At 67.4% G+C, this 17,211-nt stretch carries 20 protein-coding genes and 1 tRNA gene; 8 read left to right on the top strand and 13 right to left on the bottom strand.

Annotated features, from left to right (window positions below; translation table 11 throughout):
* The first annotated feature begins 71 nt into the window (after positions 1-71).
* The 3 genes from hemB to ACFSC3_RS14385 are packed head-to-tail and all read left to right on the top strand — an operon-like array spanning position 72 to position 3,810.
* Entirely contained in the window at positions 72-1,058 is a 987-nt protein-coding gene (gene hemB, locus ACFSC3_RS14395) for a porphobilinogen synthase (RefSeq protein ID WP_380941126.1), read from the top strand.
* Positions 1,055-1,594 carry a GNAT family N-acetyltransferase gene (locus tag ACFSC3_RS14390; protein WP_380941125.1) on the top strand — a complete coding sequence of 180 codons (540 nt, stop codon included), beginning with the start codon at positions 1,055-1,057 and terminating at the stop codon, positions 1,592-1,594. The genes hemB and ACFSC3_RS14390 overlap by 4 nt, the downstream gene beginning before the upstream one ends.
* Positions 1,591-3,810: a spermidine synthase gene (locus ACFSC3_RS14385; RefSeq protein WP_380941124.1), complete on the top strand. Its 2,220-nt coding sequence runs from the start codon at positions 1,591-1,593 to the stop codon at positions 3,808-3,810. The genes ACFSC3_RS14390 and ACFSC3_RS14385 overlap by 4 nt, the downstream gene beginning before the upstream one ends.
* Before the next feature lie 4 nt (positions 3,811-3,814).
* Here the strand turns inward: ACFSC3_RS14385 and ACFSC3_RS14380 are convergent, their stop codons facing one another.
* The gene (locus tag ACFSC3_RS14380) at positions 3,815-4,300 is read right to left on the bottom strand and encodes a hypothetical protein (RefSeq protein ID WP_380941123.1); all 486 of its coding nucleotides are present in this window, start codon (positions 4,298-4,300) and stop codon (positions 3,815-3,817) included.
* Between the two features lie 80 nt (positions 4,301-4,380).
* On the opposite strand from ACFSC3_RS14380, the gene ACFSC3_RS14375 reads away from it, so the two are divergent.
* The 4 genes from ACFSC3_RS14375 (at position 4,381) to ACFSC3_RS14360 (ending at position 6,197) form a co-directional block, all read left to right on the top strand.
* Positions 4,381-4,457 (top strand) — tRNA-Arg (locus tag ACFSC3_RS14375).
* A gap of 56 nt (positions 4,458-4,513) precedes the next feature.
* Positions 4,514-5,020, top strand: coding sequence for a GNAT family N-acetyltransferase (locus ACFSC3_RS14370; RefSeq protein WP_380941122.1), 507 nt, complete (start codon positions 4,514-4,516; stop codon positions 5,018-5,020).
* 60 nt (positions 5,021-5,080) lie between these two features.
* The gene (locus ACFSC3_RS14365; protein WP_380941121.1) at positions 5,081-5,452 is read left to right on the top strand and encodes a dihydroneopterin aldolase; all 372 of its coding nucleotides are present in this window, start codon (positions 5,081-5,083) and stop codon (positions 5,450-5,452) included.
* Between the two features lies 1 nt (position 5,453).
* Positions 5,454-6,197, top strand: a complete 744-nt coding sequence (locus ACFSC3_RS14360; RefSeq protein WP_380941120.1) for an SDR family oxidoreductase — start codon at positions 5,454-5,456, stop codon at positions 6,195-6,197.
* Positions 6,198-6,203: 6 nt separating this feature from the next.
* Here the strand turns inward: ACFSC3_RS14360 and pyrF are convergent, their stop codons facing one another.
* The 12 genes from pyrF to rpsF form a co-directional block, all read right to left on the bottom strand.
* Positions 6,204-6,878: an orotidine-5'-phosphate decarboxylase gene (pyrF, locus tag ACFSC3_RS14355; RefSeq protein WP_380941119.1), complete on the bottom strand. Its 675-nt coding sequence runs from the start codon at positions 6,876-6,878 to the stop codon at positions 6,204-6,206.
* Positions 6,875-7,225, bottom strand: a complete 351-nt coding sequence (locus tag ACFSC3_RS14350) for a hypothetical protein (protein ID WP_380941118.1) — start codon at positions 7,223-7,225, stop codon at positions 6,875-6,877. The genes pyrF and ACFSC3_RS14350 overlap by 4 nt, the downstream gene beginning before the upstream one ends.
* Before the next feature lie 38 nt (positions 7,226-7,263).
* Positions 7,264-9,540, bottom strand: a complete 2,277-nt coding sequence (locus ACFSC3_RS14345; RefSeq protein ID WP_380941117.1) for a patatin-like protein — start codon at positions 9,538-9,540, stop codon at positions 7,264-7,266.
* A gap of 13 nt (positions 9,541-9,553) precedes the next feature.
* Entirely contained in the window at positions 9,554-10,249 is a 696-nt protein-coding gene (locus tag ACFSC3_RS14340; RefSeq protein ID WP_380941116.1) for an endonuclease/exonuclease/phosphatase family protein, read from the bottom strand.
* A 25-nt stretch (positions 10,250-10,274) separates the two neighbouring features.
* On the bottom strand, positions 10,275-10,460 hold the full coding sequence (locus ACFSC3_RS14335; RefSeq protein ID WP_380941115.1) for a hypothetical protein: 186 nt from the start codon (positions 10,458-10,460) through the stop codon (positions 10,275-10,277).
* A 46-nt stretch (positions 10,461-10,506) separates the two neighbouring features.
* The gene (locus ACFSC3_RS14330; RefSeq protein ID WP_380941114.1) at positions 10,507-11,859 is read right to left on the bottom strand and encodes a sensor histidine kinase; all 1,353 of its coding nucleotides are present in this window, start codon (positions 11,857-11,859) and stop codon (positions 10,507-10,509) included.
* Complete coding sequence (locus tag ACFSC3_RS14325; protein ID WP_380941471.1) at positions 11,856-12,581, bottom strand: response regulator; 726 nt, start codon at positions 12,579-12,581, stop codon at positions 11,856-11,858. The genes ACFSC3_RS14330 and ACFSC3_RS14325 overlap by 4 nt, the downstream gene beginning before the upstream one ends.
* 92 nt (positions 12,582-12,673) lie before the next feature.
* Positions 12,674-13,438, bottom strand: a complete 765-nt coding sequence (locus tag ACFSC3_RS14320) for an EF-hand domain-containing protein (RefSeq protein WP_380941113.1) — start codon at positions 13,436-13,438, stop codon at positions 12,674-12,676.
* A 73-nt stretch (positions 13,439-13,511) separates the two neighbouring features.
* Positions 13,512-14,282 (bottom strand): thioesterase family protein, encoded by a 771-nt coding sequence (locus ACFSC3_RS14315; protein WP_380941112.1) that lies wholly within the window; start codon positions 14,280-14,282, stop codon positions 13,512-13,514.
* Positions 14,283-14,798: 516 nt separating this feature from the next.
* Complete coding sequence (gene rplI, locus ACFSC3_RS14310; RefSeq protein ID WP_380941111.1) at positions 14,799-15,395, bottom strand: 50S ribosomal protein L9; 597 nt, start codon at positions 15,393-15,395, stop codon at positions 14,799-14,801.
* Between the two features lie 13 nt (positions 15,396-15,408).
* On the bottom strand, positions 15,409-15,633 hold the full coding sequence (gene rpsR, locus ACFSC3_RS14305) for a 30S ribosomal protein S18 (protein WP_056425007.1): 225 nt from the start codon (positions 15,631-15,633) through the stop codon (positions 15,409-15,411).
* Positions 15,633-16,049, bottom strand: coding sequence for a 30S ribosomal protein S6 (rpsF, locus tag ACFSC3_RS14300; protein ID WP_205495443.1), 417 nt, complete (start codon positions 16,047-16,049; stop codon positions 15,633-15,635). The genes rpsR and rpsF overlap by 1 nt, the downstream gene beginning before the upstream one ends.
* Positions 16,050-16,245: 196 nt before the next feature.
* Between rpsF and fabD the strand changes: the two genes are divergently transcribed.
* Positions 16,246-17,181, top strand: a complete 936-nt coding sequence (gene fabD, locus ACFSC3_RS14295) for an ACP S-malonyltransferase (RefSeq protein ID WP_380941110.1) — start codon at positions 16,246-16,248, stop codon at positions 17,179-17,181.
* The last annotated feature ends 30 nt before the right edge of the window (positions 17,182-17,211 follow it).

The following is a 17,211-nucleotide window of genomic DNA, read 5'->3' as shown; positions in this document are numbered from 1 at the left end:
CAACGCGCCAGCTCCGGTTTCGGATGCGTAACGCTTGAAGCAGGGCAGGCGATGGCGCAAGGCTGGCGGCCATGTCCCACTATCCCGCGCTTCGCCTGCGTCGCACCCGCGCCTCCGCCTGGAGCCGGCGGCTTCATGCCGAAAATGTGCTGACCCCGGCCGACCTGATCTGGCCGCTGTTCGTGACCGAAGGTGCTGACGAGGAACCGATCGCCAGTCTGCCCGGCGTGTCACGCTGGTCGCTGGCGAAGGTCGCGGAGCGGGCGAAGGAAGCGGCGGCGCTCGGCATCCCGTGCATCGCGCTCTTTCCCAATACGCCGCCGCATCTGCGCAGCGACGACGGGGCGGAGGCGTTTAATCCCGACAATCTGATGTGCCGCGCGATCCGGGCAATCAAGGATGCCGCGCCGGAGGTCGGCGTGCTGACCGACGTGGCGCTGGACCCCTATACCAGCCACGGCCACGACGGGCTGGTCGATGGTGCGGGCTATGTTTTGAACGATGAGACGGCCGAGGTGCTCGTCCGTCAGGCGCTGGTCCAGGCCGAGGCGGGGGCGGACATCGTCGCGCCGTCGGACATGATGGACGGTCGCGTCGGGTTGATCCGCGAAGGGCTGGAAAGCGCGGGCCATCGCAACGTCCAGATCATGGCCTATGCCGCCAAATATGCGAGCGGCTTCTATGGCCCGTTCCGCGACGCGGTTAGCACGCGCGGGCTGCTGAAGGGCGACAAGAAGACCTATCAGATGGACCCGGCCAACGCCGAAGAGGCGATCCGCGAAGTCGCGCTCGACCTGGTCGAGGGCGCGGACAGCGTGATGGTCAAGCCGGGCCTACCCTATCTCGACATCATCGTGCGGGTGAAGAGCGAGTTCGGCGTGCCCGTCTTCGCCTATCAGGTGTCGGGCGAATATGCGATGATCGAGGCCGCGGTGGCGGTCGGCGCGGCGGAGCGTGAGGCCGTCGTGCTGGAGACGCTGATGGCGTTCAAGCGTGCGGGTTGTTCGGGCGTGCTGACCTATCACGCCCCGCTGGCCGCACGATTGCTCGGCGCATGATCGAGACTGAGCGGCTGGTCCTGCGGCCGTGGCGCGACGCCGATATCGAACCGTTCGCGGCGATGGGGCAGGACGCCGATGTCATGCGCCACCTGAACGGCGTGATCGATCGGGATGCGGCCATAGCGGTCATCGATCGCCACCGCGTGGGTCAAGCGCGGGACGGCCATTGTTTCTGGGCGATCGAGCGGCGGGCGGACGGCGCCTTCCTCGGCTTTTGCGGATTGCGGCTCGGCGGGCACCCCGGAACCGGGGTGACAGACGAGCTGGAGATCGGCTGGCGGCTGGCGCGACATGCCTGGGGCCAAGGCTATGCCCGCGAGGCGGCGGAGGCGAGTCTCGCCTGGGGATGGGCGAATACCGATCGCGCGCGGATCGCGGCATGGACCGTTCCGGCGAATGAAGCGTCTTGGGGTCTTATGCGACGCCTTGGCATGTCCGAACGGCCGGACCTTCACTTCGACCATCCCGATTTCGCGGAGGGGCATCCGCTGCGCCGGCATCTGGTCTACACGATCGATCGGCCGACTGCGTGATCGAGACCGCCGCGCCGCCTGCATCTCGCGCCGGTCGCGCGCTGTTCGTCGCGACGATCCTTACGGGATCGTTCCTGCTGTTCCTGGTCCAGCCGATGGTCGCGCGGATGGCATTGCCGCGTCTGGGTGGCGCGCCGGCGGTGTGGAATTCGGCGATGCTGGTCTATCAGGCGTTGCTGCTCGGCGGCTATGCCTATGCGCACGCCCTGAGCAAGTTGCGTCCGCGGCAGAGTGCGGCGGTGCATCTGGGCGTGCTGGCGATCGCGGCGCTGTGGTTGCCGATCGGGCTGTACGATTTCGAGATGCCCGCCGACGCCGAGCCAGCGGTGTGGGTGCCGTGGCTGCTCGGCGCATCGATCGGGCCGCTGTTCTTCGCCGTATCTGCGCAAGCACCGCTGATGCAGCGCTGGTATGCGGTCGCGGCGCCGGGGCGTGACCCATATGCGCTGTACGCCGCGTCGAATATTGGCAGTTTCGGCGGGCTGATCGCCTATCCGTTGATTGTCGAGCCGACGATGGCGCTGGGCAGGCAGAGCCTGGTCTGGAGCGCTGGCTATGTCGCGCTGTTCCTGCTGGTCGCGGGGTGCGCTTGGCGGCTGCCGCGACGGGCGGAGGCGGCGGAGATCGTCGGCGAGGCGTCGCCACCGGCGCCGGTCCGGCGGGTGCTGCTGTGGATCGCGCTGGCGTTCGTGCCCTCGGGGCTGATGCTCGCGACGTCGACGTTCCTCACCACCGACATCGTCGCCGTGCCGCTGCTGTGGGTGCTGCCGCTCGGCCTCTATCTGCTCAGCTTCTCGGTCGCCTTCGCGGTGCGGCGCGGGATCGCCGACACGATCACGCGGTTTGCCCCCGTCACCATATTGTTGTTCGGCGGCGTGATGATCGCCGGGCACAACGCGATGCCCTATCTCAACGCCGGCATCGCGCTGCTTCTATTGTTTGTCGTAGCGGTCGCGCTGCACACGCGCATGTACGACCTGCGGCCGGCACCCGATCGGTTGACGGGATTCTACCTCGCGATGTCGGTCGGCGGGGCGTTGGGCGGCGTCTTCTCCGGCCTCGTCGCGCCGGTCGTATTCGACTGGACCTATGAATATCCGCTGCTGGTGCTCGCAGCGGGGCTGCTGGTGCCGCAGACCTATCTGCTGCCCATGGTCGCGAGACTGTGGGCGAGCGACCGGCGCGGCATGTGGCTGCGCATCGCGATCGTCGCGATCGTCGTCGCCGGGCTCGCCGCTGTCGCAATCCGTCAGGACGTTCAGCCGGGCGGAGGGACGGGGGCGGAAAATGTCATCTACCTCGTCCTGTGCGTGCTCGGCATCCTGCTGGTCGGTCAGCGCACCGCCTATATGATCGCGCTGTTCGGGGCGCTGATGCTGTTCGGCGGCTGGCGTGCGCTGGAAGTGACCATCGAAGGGCAGCACCGCACGCGCAGCTATTTCGGCGTCTATACGATCCGCAACTATGCCTATGAGCGGACCCTGGCCCACGGCACCACGCTGCACGGTATCCAGCTGACCGGCACGCCCGAGCGCGAGCGGTTTCCGACCAGCTATTATGTCTGGAACTCAGGCGTCGGCATCGCGCTGCGCATGGCACCGGAGCTGTACGGGCCCAATGCGCGCGTGGGCGCGGTCGGGCTCGGGACCGGGACGCTCGCTTGTTACGCCAAGGCGGGCCAGCGCTGGAGCTTCTACGAGATCGATCCCGCCGTCGTCGCTCTGGCGCGGAACCCGGCCAAGTTCACGTTCCTGTCGCGCTGCCTGCCCCAGGCGCGGATCGTGGTCGGCGACGCGCGGATGCGACTGGCGCAGGAACCCGCAGCATCGCTTGACGTGTTGGTCCTCGACGCTTTCTCGTCCGACGCGATCCCGATGCACCTGATGACGCGCGAGGCGTTCGAGACCTATGCGCGCGTCCTGCCCCGCAACGGCGTGTTGCTCGTCCATACCTCCAACCGCTTCCTGAACCTGGAGCCGGTCGTCGCGGCATCGGCACGCGGATGGATGGGGGCGATGCTGCAATATCAGCCGCATGAGAACGAAGGGCCGCATGCGACGATGAGCGACTGGATCGTGCTGACGCGCGATCCGTCGACCTTTGCCCGCGTGATCAGCGACGGGAGCAACTGGCGGCCGCTTTACCCCCGGCGTGACCTGACGCCGTGGACGGACGATTATGCGACGATCCTGCCGGTGCTGCGCGCGTTCCAGTAGGCGATCAGGCGAGCAGAGCGCGCAACCGGTTTTCCTCCGTCATCTGACGATCGATCACCGCCTGTGCGCGCGCGATCGCGGCGTCCAGCGTCGGATAGGGAAGCTGGCCCGCGCTTGCCCGTCCGATCGCCAGCGCCTCGATATCGGTCATCGCGGCGTCGGCAGCGGTGCGAAGCTGTTGCAGTTCGCCCAGCGCCTGCTGCCCGTCCAGCCAGCGCTCCGACCCTTCCGCCGCGCCCTTGGCCGCGCCGATCCGTTTCGCCAGCGCCGGACGGCTCGCGTCGAACGCAGCGGCCGCCTTGTCGAAGGCCGCCACCTGCTCGGCAATCCGCGCGTCGAGTGTCGGGTCGGGTCGAACACTTTCATCTTGCTGTGCCGCAGGCGCGTCGCCGCGGGTTTCGATCGCACGGGGCAGGAGCGAGGGCGCGTCGACCGGCTGGCTGGCGCATGCGGAGAGGGTCAGCGGCAGCAGAAAAAGACGATATTTCATGCCGAAAGCCTAAGCGCGCATTTTTCTGCAAGCAATGGCTTGCGCTCCCCCGATTCGCCTCGTATCAGCGCCACTCCCAAGCGCCCGTAGCTCAGCTGGATAGAGCATCAGACTACGAATCTGAGGGTCGGACGTTCGAATCGTTCCGGGCGCGCCACACCCCCGCAAGACCAACCGGTCCTGCGGGGGTTTGTGTTTCAAGCGACCCCCGGCATGACAATCATCCCGCTGTCCGACATTCCCCCTTCCCAGGTGGAAGCATTGCTCGACCGTGCGTTCGGGACCGATCGACGGGCGCGTACCGCCTATCGCCTGCGGGCCGGGACGACGGCGATCGGAGCGCTCAGCCTTGCCGCCTTGGATGATGACGGCGGTCTGGCCGGGACGATCCAGTGCTGGCCGGTGCAGCTCTCCGGCGACGACGGCACGACCGCACCAATGATTCTGGTCGGGCCGGTCGCGGTCGAACCGGCGAACCAACGCGGGGGAGTCGGGCGGGAGTTGATGGCCCGCATGCTGGCGGTGGCGGATGCATCCGACCTGCCCGGCACGTCCGCGCTGATGCTGATTGGCGATCCCGAATATTATGGGCGCTTCTTCGACTTCACCGCGGCGGCGACCGGTGGCTGGCGTTTGCCGGGGCCGTTCGAGCGGCATCGCCTGCTGGCCCGGGGCGGGAGGGTCCCGAGCGGCGCCGGCGCTGTCGAGCCGCGCCCCTGAACGCTTTCGCGCCGCGATGCTTCTGATATCGCAGGTGACGCTCTCTTTGGAAGGACGACGGTGCAGGACAGTCTGACACTGCAGGTACACGACCTCGAAGTCATGGTGCTGACCGGCATCTATTCGGAGGAAACGCACCTTCCCCAGCCGCTGCGCATCTCTCTCGACGTCGAGCTTGACTGTCCGGCACGATTCACCCCCGACACGCCGCTCGACGCATCGAAAAGCTATATGGATCTGCGCCATGCAGCGACCGATGGTCTGCCGCAGGGGGTGCATTTCACGCTGATTGAGGGCGTCGCGGACTATATCGCCGAGACGTTGTTTCTTCAGGACCCCCGTATCCGCCGCGTACAGATCCGGATCGTGAAGCTGGCGATCGCGGAAGGCCTCGAATCGATCGGCGTCACGCTCATCCGGCATCGGCGCTGACATGCCGTTGGCGCTGGTCACCGGCGGTGCGCGACGGCTTGGGGCGCATATCGCCGCGCGGCTGGCGCAGGCGGGCTACGACCTGGCGCTGCAATCGGGAAGCGGTGCGCCACCTGAGGATTGGTTGCTGGACGCGATCGGCGACCGGCGATGCGAGACCTTCCTCACCGATCTCGACGATCCGGGCGCGGTGGCTGCCTTGCCCGATGCGGTCGCGCGCCGCTTCGGCCGACCGATCGACGTCCTGATCAACGGCGCCTCCCGATTCGGGGCGATGGATGGCGCGGACGGCGCCTATGATGCGGTCGCTGCGCATCTGCGGGTGAACCTCGCCGCGCCGGTGGCATTGGCGACTGCCGTTGCGCGCGCTGGCCATGGTGTGGCGATCGTCAACATTCTCGACCAGCGTATCGCCAATCCGCCGGTCGACCAGCTCGCCTATACCCTGTCGAAGCAGGCGCTGGCGGAGGCGACGCGGACCCTCGCGCTGGCGCTTGCTCCGAAGGCGCGGGTCAATGGCGTCGCGCCCGGACTGGTGCTCCCGACCGAGGATTATGCCACCGGTCAGTTCGACCGCGTCGGCGCGCTGATGCCGCTCGGGCGTAATGCGCGGGCGGATGAGATCGCCGATGCGGTCCTGTGGCTCGCGCGGGCCGAAGCGGTGACGGGGCAGGTGATCTTCGTCGACGGCGGCGCGCATCTGAAGAGTTTCGAGCGCGACTTCGTGCATCTCGCGCGGGATTGACGAGACTTAGAGCGTCGCTTCGATCGCGCGTGCGGCCAGATCGGGATCTTCCGCTTGGGTGATCGGTCGTCCCACCACCAGGATAGACGCGCCGGCATCCAGTGCGGCGCGCGGTGTGACGACGCGCTTCTGGTCGCCGGCAGCCCCGTTTGCGGGACGCACGCCGGGGACGACGAAGAAACCGGTCGGCCATTTCTTGTGCGCGGCGGCGACTTCCTCGCCCGAACAGACGACGCCGTCGATACCGGCCTCGCGCGCGAGTTCGGTCAGGCGGACGACCTGTTCGTGCGGATCGCTCGCGACGCCGACCGACCGCAGGTCGCTGCCGTCGAGACTGGTGAGCACGGTAACCGCGACAACCTTCGTGCCGGTCGGGGCCGCGGCCTTGGCATCTTCCAGCATCGCGCGACCGCCGCTGGCGTGAACGGTCAGGATGGCGGGCTCCAGCGGGCGTAGCGCCTGGATCGCCTTGGCGACGGTGTTGGGGATATCGTGGAACTTGAGGTCGAGGAAGATCGGCAGGCCGATGTCCGCCATCTCGCGCACGCCGGCCCGGCCGTTGGCCATGAAGAATTCGAGGCCGAGCTTCAGCCCGCCGACATGGTTCCGCACACGCGCTGCAATCGCCTTCGCTCGCGCCAGATCGGGCGTATCGAGCGCGACATACAGCGGCGAACTCACAGGCGGCGTTCCTCGGCTGGGATGGGGGGCAAGGGGTCGCCATCGGCGGCAGGGACGATCGCAACCGGAGCCGCAACCGGAGCCGGCGTGGCGACTGCGAGGCGCAGGTCGGCGACGGTGCGCTCACTCGCTGTCAGGCGCTGCGCCAGCCGCCAGCGGATCGCGCGCTGCCACAACCAGGTCGGGACCAGCCCGAGCAGGAAGCACAGCAGCATCAGCAACGGGATATTGATACCGACGATCAGCCCGCCCCACAGCCGGATGTCGACGTTCGTCCAGTTGTTGAAGGCGAAGGCCACCGCCAGGCCGACGGTGAAAACGATCAGCAACGTCTTCAGGAACTGCATGCCGCCATCCTATGCGCGGAAATGCCGATTGACCAGCCTTACCCAATTTCCTTGCGCAAGGCTTCGAACAGCCCGGGTATCGCAGTTAGTCGTTCTTCTTCCGCCGCAAGGATCGCGAGGAAGGCGTCGCGCTTGATGGCGGCGACGCGGCCGGGCCTCAGGCGGCTGCTGGCGGGCAGTGTCGATACGACGATGTCGATCAGCCGGTCGGCGCCGTGGAGGCGGCCCCAGAGATAGTCGTTCTCACGGTATGCCCGGCTGAAGAAGGCGCCGAAATTGTGGAATTGCGTACCCTTCAGGGTCGCCGCCGCGCCACCCTCCCGGATCGCCTTGGCATCGTCGGGCGAGATACGGTCGACCTTGACGGGATCGAACTCGTCCAGTCCTTCGCCTTGCAGCAGCGGAAGGGTTGCGATGTCATAGAAGGGGAAGCCGAGATAGCCGAGCAGCAGGGGGCGCCGGACGTCCTTTGGTAGGGAGACGAGTCCGGCCGACAGCCGACGGTCGGTTCGGGCATCGATCGCGGGCAGATTCATTGCCGCGTCCAGCGCGGTGAGCGCCGCATCGGGGTCGGTCGCGATGCGGCGCACGTCGGCTCTCAGCGCAAGGAAGGCGTCGCTTCGTTCGAGATCGAGATATTCGGCAAGCGATGCGTAGACTGCCTCGCGCACGGGGGCGAGCAGATCGTCGTCGCCATGTTCGTCCATTTCGGCCAACCGGCGTGCCATCAGGCGCAGGCGCCGGACGCGGAAGCCCAGGTCGAAGCGTCGCAGGAAGTCGACGATCGGGGCGGTCGCGGCCAGCGCGGCAGCGGTGTCGGACGTAACGCCGCGCGCCGCCAGTGCCTCCTCCACGCAGCGACCGATCCGCCGCAGGCTGTCGGGACCGGTGTCGCCGCCGGCGCGCTGGAGCGTGGCGACGGTCAGCGCGGTCACATCGGCGAGCTTCAGCCGGGCATAGGCCGAATAGGACAGGCCGGCGTCCTTCGCCGCTGCCACCTGTGCGCGCCGTCGCCACCCCGCCAGCCGCGCCGGCGTCGGATAGTCGAGCAGCAGGGTGTAGCCGAACAGCCGGACCACCGCCGCCTCGACGTCGTCGCGCAGGCCCGCCAAAATGCCGCGCAGCCGCTCGACGCGCGCGGTGCGCGCGTCGATGGCCTCCAGATTGTCGCGGATCGGCTGTTGCCGCGGCAGTTCGCTGACCGCGCCGATGATCGTCTGGAAGAAGCCCGGCGCCTCGACCTTCGAAATCCCGAGGTTGAAGTTATAGCCCGGCACCGGGTCGACATAGACGAAGCGGCGGTCGATTTGGCGTTTGGCGGGGCGATCGCGCAGCGCGTCGATCGCGGGGCGGAAGGGGGCGTTGGCCAGGACCGAGCCGTCGATCAGAACCGCATCCTCGGCAGCGTTGACCGCGGCATGGCGCGGCAGGACACGGCGAAGGAACGCCTTGCGCCCCGGCCAACGCTGTTTGCGTTCCTTCAGCACGGCATCGACCTCACCGACCTTCAGGGGCGGGAAGGCGCCGGGAAAGCTCGACGTCGCCCGCGCCGCCAGCGCGAGTTCGGCGGCGTCCGCCAACTGCCCGTCGCCGCTGTCGGAGAAGGGGAAGACAAGCCGGTGCTCGGTTTCCACTACTTCGGCCGGAGAATTCAACCGCAGGCGTTCGGGATGGCCGCGGAAATCGGTGACGGTGACGAACAGATCGAGCGGCTGACCCGGCGGCAGCAGTCGCGCGCCCTTCGGACCCGCCGCCATGGCGTCGAGCGCATCGAGCAGCATATGCGTCAGCCGGGTGCCGCCGAAGGGCGGCTCGAACCAGCGCGATCGCACGAATTGCCGCAGCTTGCGGGCGACATCCTCGCGCGATCCTGGCTCGACCGTGCCGTCGATCTGGTTGCGGTCGGAAACCATCCAGGCAAGCGGTGTCGCCCAGAGCTTGGAGAAACGGTCGGGCGCGGCATCGGGATCGAGCAGCGCCTCGATATCCGCATTCTCCAGCCACATGTGCGTGAGCGGTTCCAGCGACTGTCCGGTCGCGAGCGCCTGCGCCAGGAAAATGCCGTTGATCCCGCCCGCGCTGGCGCCCGCGATGATGTCGGGCAGGATGCGCAGGCGCAGGTCGGCGTGGTCGGCGATCTCGGCCAGCAGCGCCTGATAGACACCCTCCGATCCGTCGCCCGGAGCGGCGGCATCCTGGAACGCCCGGCTTGCGCAGGCCAGTCGCCAGATCTCGCCGGTGATGCCGTGCATATAGACCGCCAGGCTGATCCCGCCGTAGCAGACCAGCGCCAGCCGCAGTTCCTTGTCGCGCATCCGCCCCTTTCGATCAGGCGAGGTCGAGCCGCGCCCAGATCGGAAGATGATCCGAAGCGGTGCGCGCGGCAAGGCTGGCGTGGACCCCGCATTCGACGACCCGCCAATCACGCGAGACGAGGATGCGGTCGAGCCGCGCGACAGGCCGGCGGGCGTGGAAGCTCGGGCCTGTCTCCGCACTGGTGAAATCGCGACAGAAGTCCTTCAGGCACCCGGCGGCACGGGTCCATTCGTTGAGGTCGCCCATCATCACCGTCGGATATTGCACCGACGATGCCGCGATATGCGCCAGGATCGCATGCGCCTGCCGCCGCCGCCACAAGCCCGACAGGTCGAGGTGCATGCCGACGACGCGCAAGGGCGTGCCGTTCACCCGCACGTCGGCCATCACCGCACCGCGCGGCTCCAGCGTCGGCAGATGGATGGCCTCGCAGTCGGTCACAACCGCATCCTTACGCACGAGCAGGGCGTTCCCGTGCCAGCCCATCGATTGGGTGCGGATGCCGACTGGCAACGCCTTCCAGGGCGTGTGCTCCTCCAGCAAATGCGGCGCGATGACGCCCGCGCGCGCGCCGAAACGGCGATCGGCCTCCTGCAGCGCAATTACGTCGGCGTCGATCTCGCGCAGGACGTCGATCACCCGCATCGGATCGCGTCGGCGATCGGTGCCGATCGCCTTGCGCATATTATAGGAAGCGACGGTAATCATGCAGGCCGAAACCTAATCGTCACCGTCATTCGGCCTCGGCGGCTTGGCGTCGCGCCTCCCGAGCGGCATCGGACAGGCTTTCCGCAGTCCCTTCCGCGGCATGCGGGGTCATGCTGACCGCGACGCTGCCCGGTCCGTCCAGGACCACGATCCCTTCCTCGGCAACGGCCTGGCCCGCTTGTTCTTCCGGCTGGTGGCGGTGATCGATCATGACGCTTTACCACTCCTTCACGCGGCCGAACGGTTGATATTGCGGGTTAGTTTCGTGGCGGCGGCAGCGTGATCGTCGCGGCCAGTCCGCCGCCCTCGCGATTGGCCAGACTGAGCGTCCCGCCGACATCCTGAACGATCGCGCGAGCCAGCGCGAGGCCGAGGCCGATGCCCCCCGTGTCGCGGTTGCGGGACGTCTCGACCCGGATGAAGGGTTCGAAGACATGGGTCAGCTTGTCGTCGGGGATACCGGGGCCGCGATCGAGCACGGCAATGCAGGCGCCGCTCGCCGTCCGTTCGACAACGACTTCGGCCGCCCCGGCATATTTTACCGCATTCTCGACCAGGTTGCGCACCGCGCGGCGCATCGTTGCAGGACGGATACGCCATGGCAGCCGCTCCACCTCGCGTGTCGCGACATCATGGCCGAGATCGCGGAAATCCTCCGCCACCGCATCGACCAGCGCGGCCAGATCGACTTCGGTCACGGCCTCGCTCGACCGGCCGAGGCGCGCGAGCGAAAGAATGTCCTCCAACATCCGCGCCATCTCGTCGATCGTATCGGCCATGCGCTGGCGGTCGTCGTCATCCTCGACTGATTCGACGCGGACGCGCAGTGCGGCGAGCGGCGTGCGCAGATCATGGCCGATCGCGCCAAGCATCCGGTCCTTCTCGTCGAGCATGGCCGTCACCCGCGTGCCGAGCTTATTATAGGCGGCGATGACGGCGCGGACGTCGGCAGGGCCGCGTTCCTCCACAGCCTCGGCATCCTCACCGGGGCGGAACGCGCGAGCTGCGGTGGCGAGCGTACGCAGGGGGCGCGTGATCCGGCTGCCGATCCACAGCACAGACAGCAGGACGATGCCGTAGAGGATCAGGGTTTGGGTCAGCAGCGCGATCAGCAGTCGCGGCCCCGGTTGTGGCCAAGGCGCGCGCAACGCGAGCCAGCGCCCGTCGGGTTGCTGAACCGCAATTTCCATCTGGCCCGGCCGATTATAGTGCCGGGCGCCTTTCCAACCGGCACGGTCCGTCCCCTCGTCGCTTTCCCCAAGCCTGTTCGTATCGACTTGGCGGAACGGGATGCCGGCCGCCGTCAACTGCCTACGGAGCTCGGCTTCCAGCTTGGGTTCAGGCGTCTTCAAGAACGGCAAGATTGGGTTGGTCGGTTGCCGCCGAATTCGGCCGCGGTCTGCCAGCAAGGGGCGGCCGCCGTTGGCTTCCCGCTCCAACGCGTCGGCGACCCGAGTTACCGCCAGGCGCGCGGCCTGCATCAAACGAGCGTTCGCCCGCTCGTTCAGGATCAGGCCGAAATTGATCGCCTGAGCGACGAACAACGCAAGCGCGAGCAGAGCCGCCATCTGGCCGGCGAGGCTACGCGGCCAGATATGCCAGCGCTTCACAGCCGGATGACTTCGGCGGCCAGGGTGTATCCGCCGCCCCAGACCGTCTTGATGAGTTGCGGAGCCTTGGGATCGGGTTCGATCTTCTTGCGCAGGCGGCTGACCTGGTTGTCGATCGCCCGGTCGAAGGCGGCGGCCTCGCGACCCTGCGTCAGATCGAGCAGTTGATCGCGCGTCAGCACCTGACGCGGGCGCGTCACCAGCGCGTGGAGCAGGTTGTACTCACCAGTCGACAGAGGCACCGCGACGCCTTCGCGGTCGACGAGGTTGCGCTCACCGGTCTTCAATACCCAGCCGGCGAAGGCGAAGCTGCCAGTCTCCGGCGCATGCTGGCGCGCGCCACCCGCCGCCAGGCGACGCAGCACGACCTTGATCCGGGCGGCGAGTTCGCGCGGGGAAAAGGGCTTCACGACATAATCGTCGGCGCCCATCTCCAGCCCAACGATCCGGTCGGTCTCCTCGCTCTTGGCGGTCAGCAGGATAACCGGCGTCTCGCTCGTCGCGCGGATATGGCGGCACAGCGACAGCCCGTCCTCTCCCGGCATCATGATGTCCAAGATGACCAGATCGATCGCATAGGCGTTCAGCCGGGCGCGCGCCGCCTCCGCATCGCCGACTTGGGTCACACGGAAGCCCTGCTTGGTCAGGTACTGCGCCAGCGGTTCGCGGATCGACCGCTCATCGTCGACGAGCAGCAGGTGGGGCAGGTCGGAAGAGGCCATCGTCATAGGGGTAACCGCATCGGGGTTCGATCGCCAGCACCGGGCCACGCACCGACCGGGGGGAGGTGCGCGCGGCCCGGTGCCGGTTCCGGTCAGGCGCCGGTCGGCGCCGCCGGAGCGGGGGGCGCAGGGGGCATCGCACCGCGACGCTGGCCGCCGCCACGACCACCGCGCATGCCGCCGCCGGCCTGGAGTTCGGCGGCGTCGAGAACGCCGTCGCCGTTGACGTCCATCCGGTCGAATCGCTCCTTCGACATCGCGTCGGACTCGGCGCGGGTCAGCTTGCCGTCACCGTTGGTATCGGCGCGCATCCCACGTCCGCCGCCCGGAAGGGCCGCCATCTCGGTCGCGTCGATCGTGCCGTCGCGGTTGGTGTCCATCCGGTCGAAGCGGGCCTGCGATCCGGTATCGAATTCGGCGCGCGTGACGCGACCGTCGCCGTCGGTGTCGAGCCGGGCCAGACCATCACCGGGACCGCGCACCCCGCCGCCGCGGCGACCGGGCATCACACCTTCGGGACGTGGCGCGGTCATCTCCTGCGCGGGGGCGTAGGGTCCGCCCATCGCGGCGGCCGCGCGCTTGGGCGGCTTGCCGGCGCGGCGCTCATCATGTGTCAGAATGCCGTCGCGATTGGTGTCCTGGCGGGCGAAGCTCGCCTCCGCGCGGGCGAGGAACTCGGCGCGGGTGATCTGTCCGTCGCCGTTCGCGTCGGCCTTGGCCGGCTTCGGCGCGACGGGGGCGGTCTGAGCATAGGCGAAACCGCCGAGGGCGACCGTGCCGAACAGAGCGGCGGCGGTGAGGGTCTTGAACATCTGCGTCTCTCCGGCAGGGAAGGGCATGGGCAGGTCGTCTGCCACCTCGTCGGTATCGACCCGCGCCGTCGCATATCTGTGTCCGGCCCGCGGGAAACTGTCGCGAAATGTCGCAGGATCAGCCGAAGATCGCGACACCCTGCATCGCGTCGGCGACCGGGGTGCCGTCCGCCGCCCACATCGTCATCCGCTGGCTCGAATAGCCGCCGATCGCGCGGTCGGTGCGGCTGTGGATCAGCCACCAGCCATCGGTCGTGGTCGGACGGGGGACGAGCAGGTTGAGCTGCCAGGTCAGCGAGCTCATCGCCGCTACGTCGCGGTTCAGCTGATAGGCGGCGGGCGGCAGGCCGTCTGCGATCGCGATCAGCGCGACTTCAAGATCGAGCCGGTCATGTTCGACCAGGCGCGCCCAACGATGCCATTCGCCGCGATCGCCCGGCTGACCCTGATCGAAGAACTCGAAATTGCCGGTGAAGTGATCGGCTGGCCCGCGATAGAGCGTCGCGTCCGGGGGCGGCGCTGGATGCACGGCGGGCGTGCTGCGATCGAACGCGATCGAGGAGTCGACGTCACGCATGAAGACGAAGGTCGCGCGAAAGCCCAGGCCCGCATCGCTCTCGATCGTAGCCTCGACGAATGCGGCGTTGCGTCCGCGGCGCAGCGTGCGCGCGGTGATGGTGACCGTACCGGCGAGCGGGCCGACGAAGGCTATCTGCGCCGATCGCAGCGGCGGCAGGTCGGGGGCGGTTGACTGCGCGGCGTGGAGCGCGAGTGCCGACGACAAGCCGCCATAGGCGGTGCGCCCTTGCAGCCAGTCGGACGGAATCACGCCGCTAAACCCGCCTTCGATGGGGCTCAGTCCGGCGAGGATATCGGCGAGGGCGGTCATACGGGCGGCTCCGGATCAGTGCGCGGCAGGGCGGGGATGCGGCGGTCAAAATGACGGCGAACCCATCGGGGAGCAATGGCGCCGCGATCATCGGACAGTGGCTGCCATGGCCCGTCATCCCGGACTGGATCCGGGATCCAGGGTAACGGGCGACACCGCCTTTGGCTCTGGATCCCGGATCAAGTCCGGGATGACGAAGGAAAGAAGAAGAGGTGTACGACCGTATCGATCCGGGACAGGCCGTTCATCGCCGGGAAACCTTTTGCCGATGCGGCGCATTGAACGATCAAACAACAATTGGTCGCTCAAATGAAACAGATTGTCCCGGTCATCCTCGCTCTCATCCCGCTTGCCGCGGTCATCGGAGCGTGCGTCACCTGTCCCTGATCAGCGTTCGCCGTCTGGCTTCGATCGGGATCGATTTGGCGTCCTGAAGCCGCGAAATACCAGCCAATACGAAAGAAGCCGCCCGTATCGCTACGGGCGGCTTCTTTCGTTTGTCGCGTATGACGCGGATCAGCCCTGCTGGGCTTCACCCTCGTCCGACTGCACTTCGGCGGTCGCGCCCGGCTCGGCGTTCGGATCGTAATCCTCGGTGAAGCCAGCCTCGTCCTTTTCGAACATCGCCGACATCACGTCGACGCCCGAAGCCTGCATCTCTGCCTCTTCCGGCGAACGGGCGACGTTGACCTTGACGGTCACCGACACTTCCGGGTGCAGGGCGACGCGGACTTCCGACAGGCCGATCGCCTTGATCGGACGGTCGAGAACGACCTGCGACTTGTTGACCTTGTGGCCCTCGGCTTCCAGCGCCTCGACGATGTCGCGCACCGCGACCGAGCCGTACAGCTGGCCGGTGTTCGATGCCTGACGGATCAGGGTGACGGTGGTGTCCTTGAAGCTCGCCGCTTCCTTCTCGGCTTCGCCGCGACGGTTGGCGTTCTCCGATTCGATCCGCGCACGGTTCGCTTCGAAGACTTTCTTGTTGGCTTCGTTGGCGCGCAGCGCCTTCTTGCGCGGCAGCAGGAAGTTACGAGCGAACCCGTCCTTGACCTTCACCACGTCGCCGATGGCGCCGAGCTTCTCGACGCGCTCAAGCAGAATGACGTCCATGACTGCTACTTCCTCACTTCACGATGTAGGGCAGCAGGCCCAGGTGACGGGCGCGCTTGATCGCCGTGGCGAGTTCACGCTGCTTCTTCGCGCTCACCGAGGTGATACGCGACGGGACGATTTTGCCACGCTCGGACACGAAGCCCTGAAGCAGACGGACGTCCTTGTAATCGATCCGGGGAGCGTCCTTCGCGGAAAACGGGCAGCTCTTGCGGCGGCGGAAAAATGCGCGGGCCATTATGCGGCTTCCTCTTCACGGTCACGACGGGGCGCACGATCGGGGCGGTCACCGCCACGCTCGCCGCGGTCGGCACGACGCTCACGATCGCGCTCCTGCTTGCGCATCATCACGGTCGGACCCGCTTCGTGCTCGTCGACCTTCACGGTCATGTAGCGGATGATGTCTTCGTTGATGCCGGCCTGACGCTCCAGCTCGGCGACGGTGTCACCGGGGGCATCGATTTCGAGCATCACATAGTGCGCCTTGCGGTTCTTCGCGATGCGATAGGCGAGGCTGCGAAGACCCCAGGTTTCGGTCTTGACGACCTTGCCACCCTTGTCTTCGACGATCTTGGTCGCGGCTTCCGCCAGCGCGTCCACTTGCGCCTGTGCCAGATCCTGGCGCGCAAGGAACGTGTGCTCGTAAAGAGCCATGCGTCTTCTCACTGTTGGCCGATCGCTGACGCCGCCCCATGCGACGCCCCTCCGGCTGTCTTTCCATCCCGACGATGTGTGGGGAGCGCGGGCCTATGGTCGAAACGCGGGCAAAACGCAACCCGTTCGCAGCCGAGCCTTGTCGAGGGACCGCACTTTCTTCTACCGGCGCGCATCGAACGGAGGTTTTGACATCATGCGCGCTTTCATCTTCCCCGGGCAGGGCAGCCAGTCGGTCGGCATGGGCAGTACACTCGCCGCCGCCAGCCCCTTCGCTCGCGAAGTATTCCAGGAAGTGGACGAGGCGCTGGGGCAGCATCTGTCCAAGCTGATGGCGGAGGGTCCCGAGGGCGACCTGATGCTGACCGAGAACGCCCAGCCCGCGATCATGGCGAATGCGATCGCGACGCTGCGGGTGCTGGAGCGCGAAGGCGGCGTCCGCTTGGCGGAGAAGGCGGATTATGTCGCGGGCCATTCGCTCGGCGAATATACCGCGCTGTGTGCGGCAGGAGCGCTCGATCTGGCGACGACGGCACGGCTGCTGAAGCTGCGCGGCCGGGCCATGCAGGCCGCGGTGCCGGTGGGCGAGGGCGCGATGGCCGCGATCCTGGGCGCCGATCGCGACAAGGCGCAGGCGATCGCCGACGCGGCGGCCGAGGGACAGGTCTGCACTGTCGCGAACGACAATGATCCGTCGCAGGTCGTGATCTCCGGTCACCGCGAGGCGGTCGAGCGGGCGGTCCCGCTGGCCAAGGAGATGGGCGCCAAGCGTGCGATCCTGCTACCTGTATCCGCGCCGTTTCACTGCCCGCTGATGCAGCCCGCCGCCGATGCGATGGCGGAGGCGCTGGCCGGCGTGACCCTGCAGGCGCCGCTGGTGCCGGTCTATGCCAACGTCACCGCCGCACCGGTGGCCGATCCGGCGACCATCACGGCGCTGCTGGTCGAACAGGTGACCGGCATGGTGCGCTGGCGCGAATCGGTGCTGGCGATGGTCGCGGGCGGAGTGCACGACTTCATCGAACTCGGCGGCAAGGTCCTCGCGCCGATGGTCAAGCGGACGGCGCCGGATGCTGTTGCGACGAGCGTGGTGACGATGGACGATATCGAGGCTTTGGTTAAGAGGCTTTAGTAATAAGAAGCGGTTTCAGAGAAGGCGCGA

Origin of the sequence: Sphingomonas floccifaciens, from assembly GCF_042681125.1 — a bacterium.
GTDB classification, from domain to species: domain Bacteria; phylum Pseudomonadota; class Alphaproteobacteria; order Sphingomonadales; family Sphingomonadaceae; genus Sphingomonas; species Sphingomonas floccifaciens.
The sequence above is the reverse complement of the archived record's forward strand: the minus strand, read 5'-3'. Positions and strand labels throughout refer to the sequence as shown.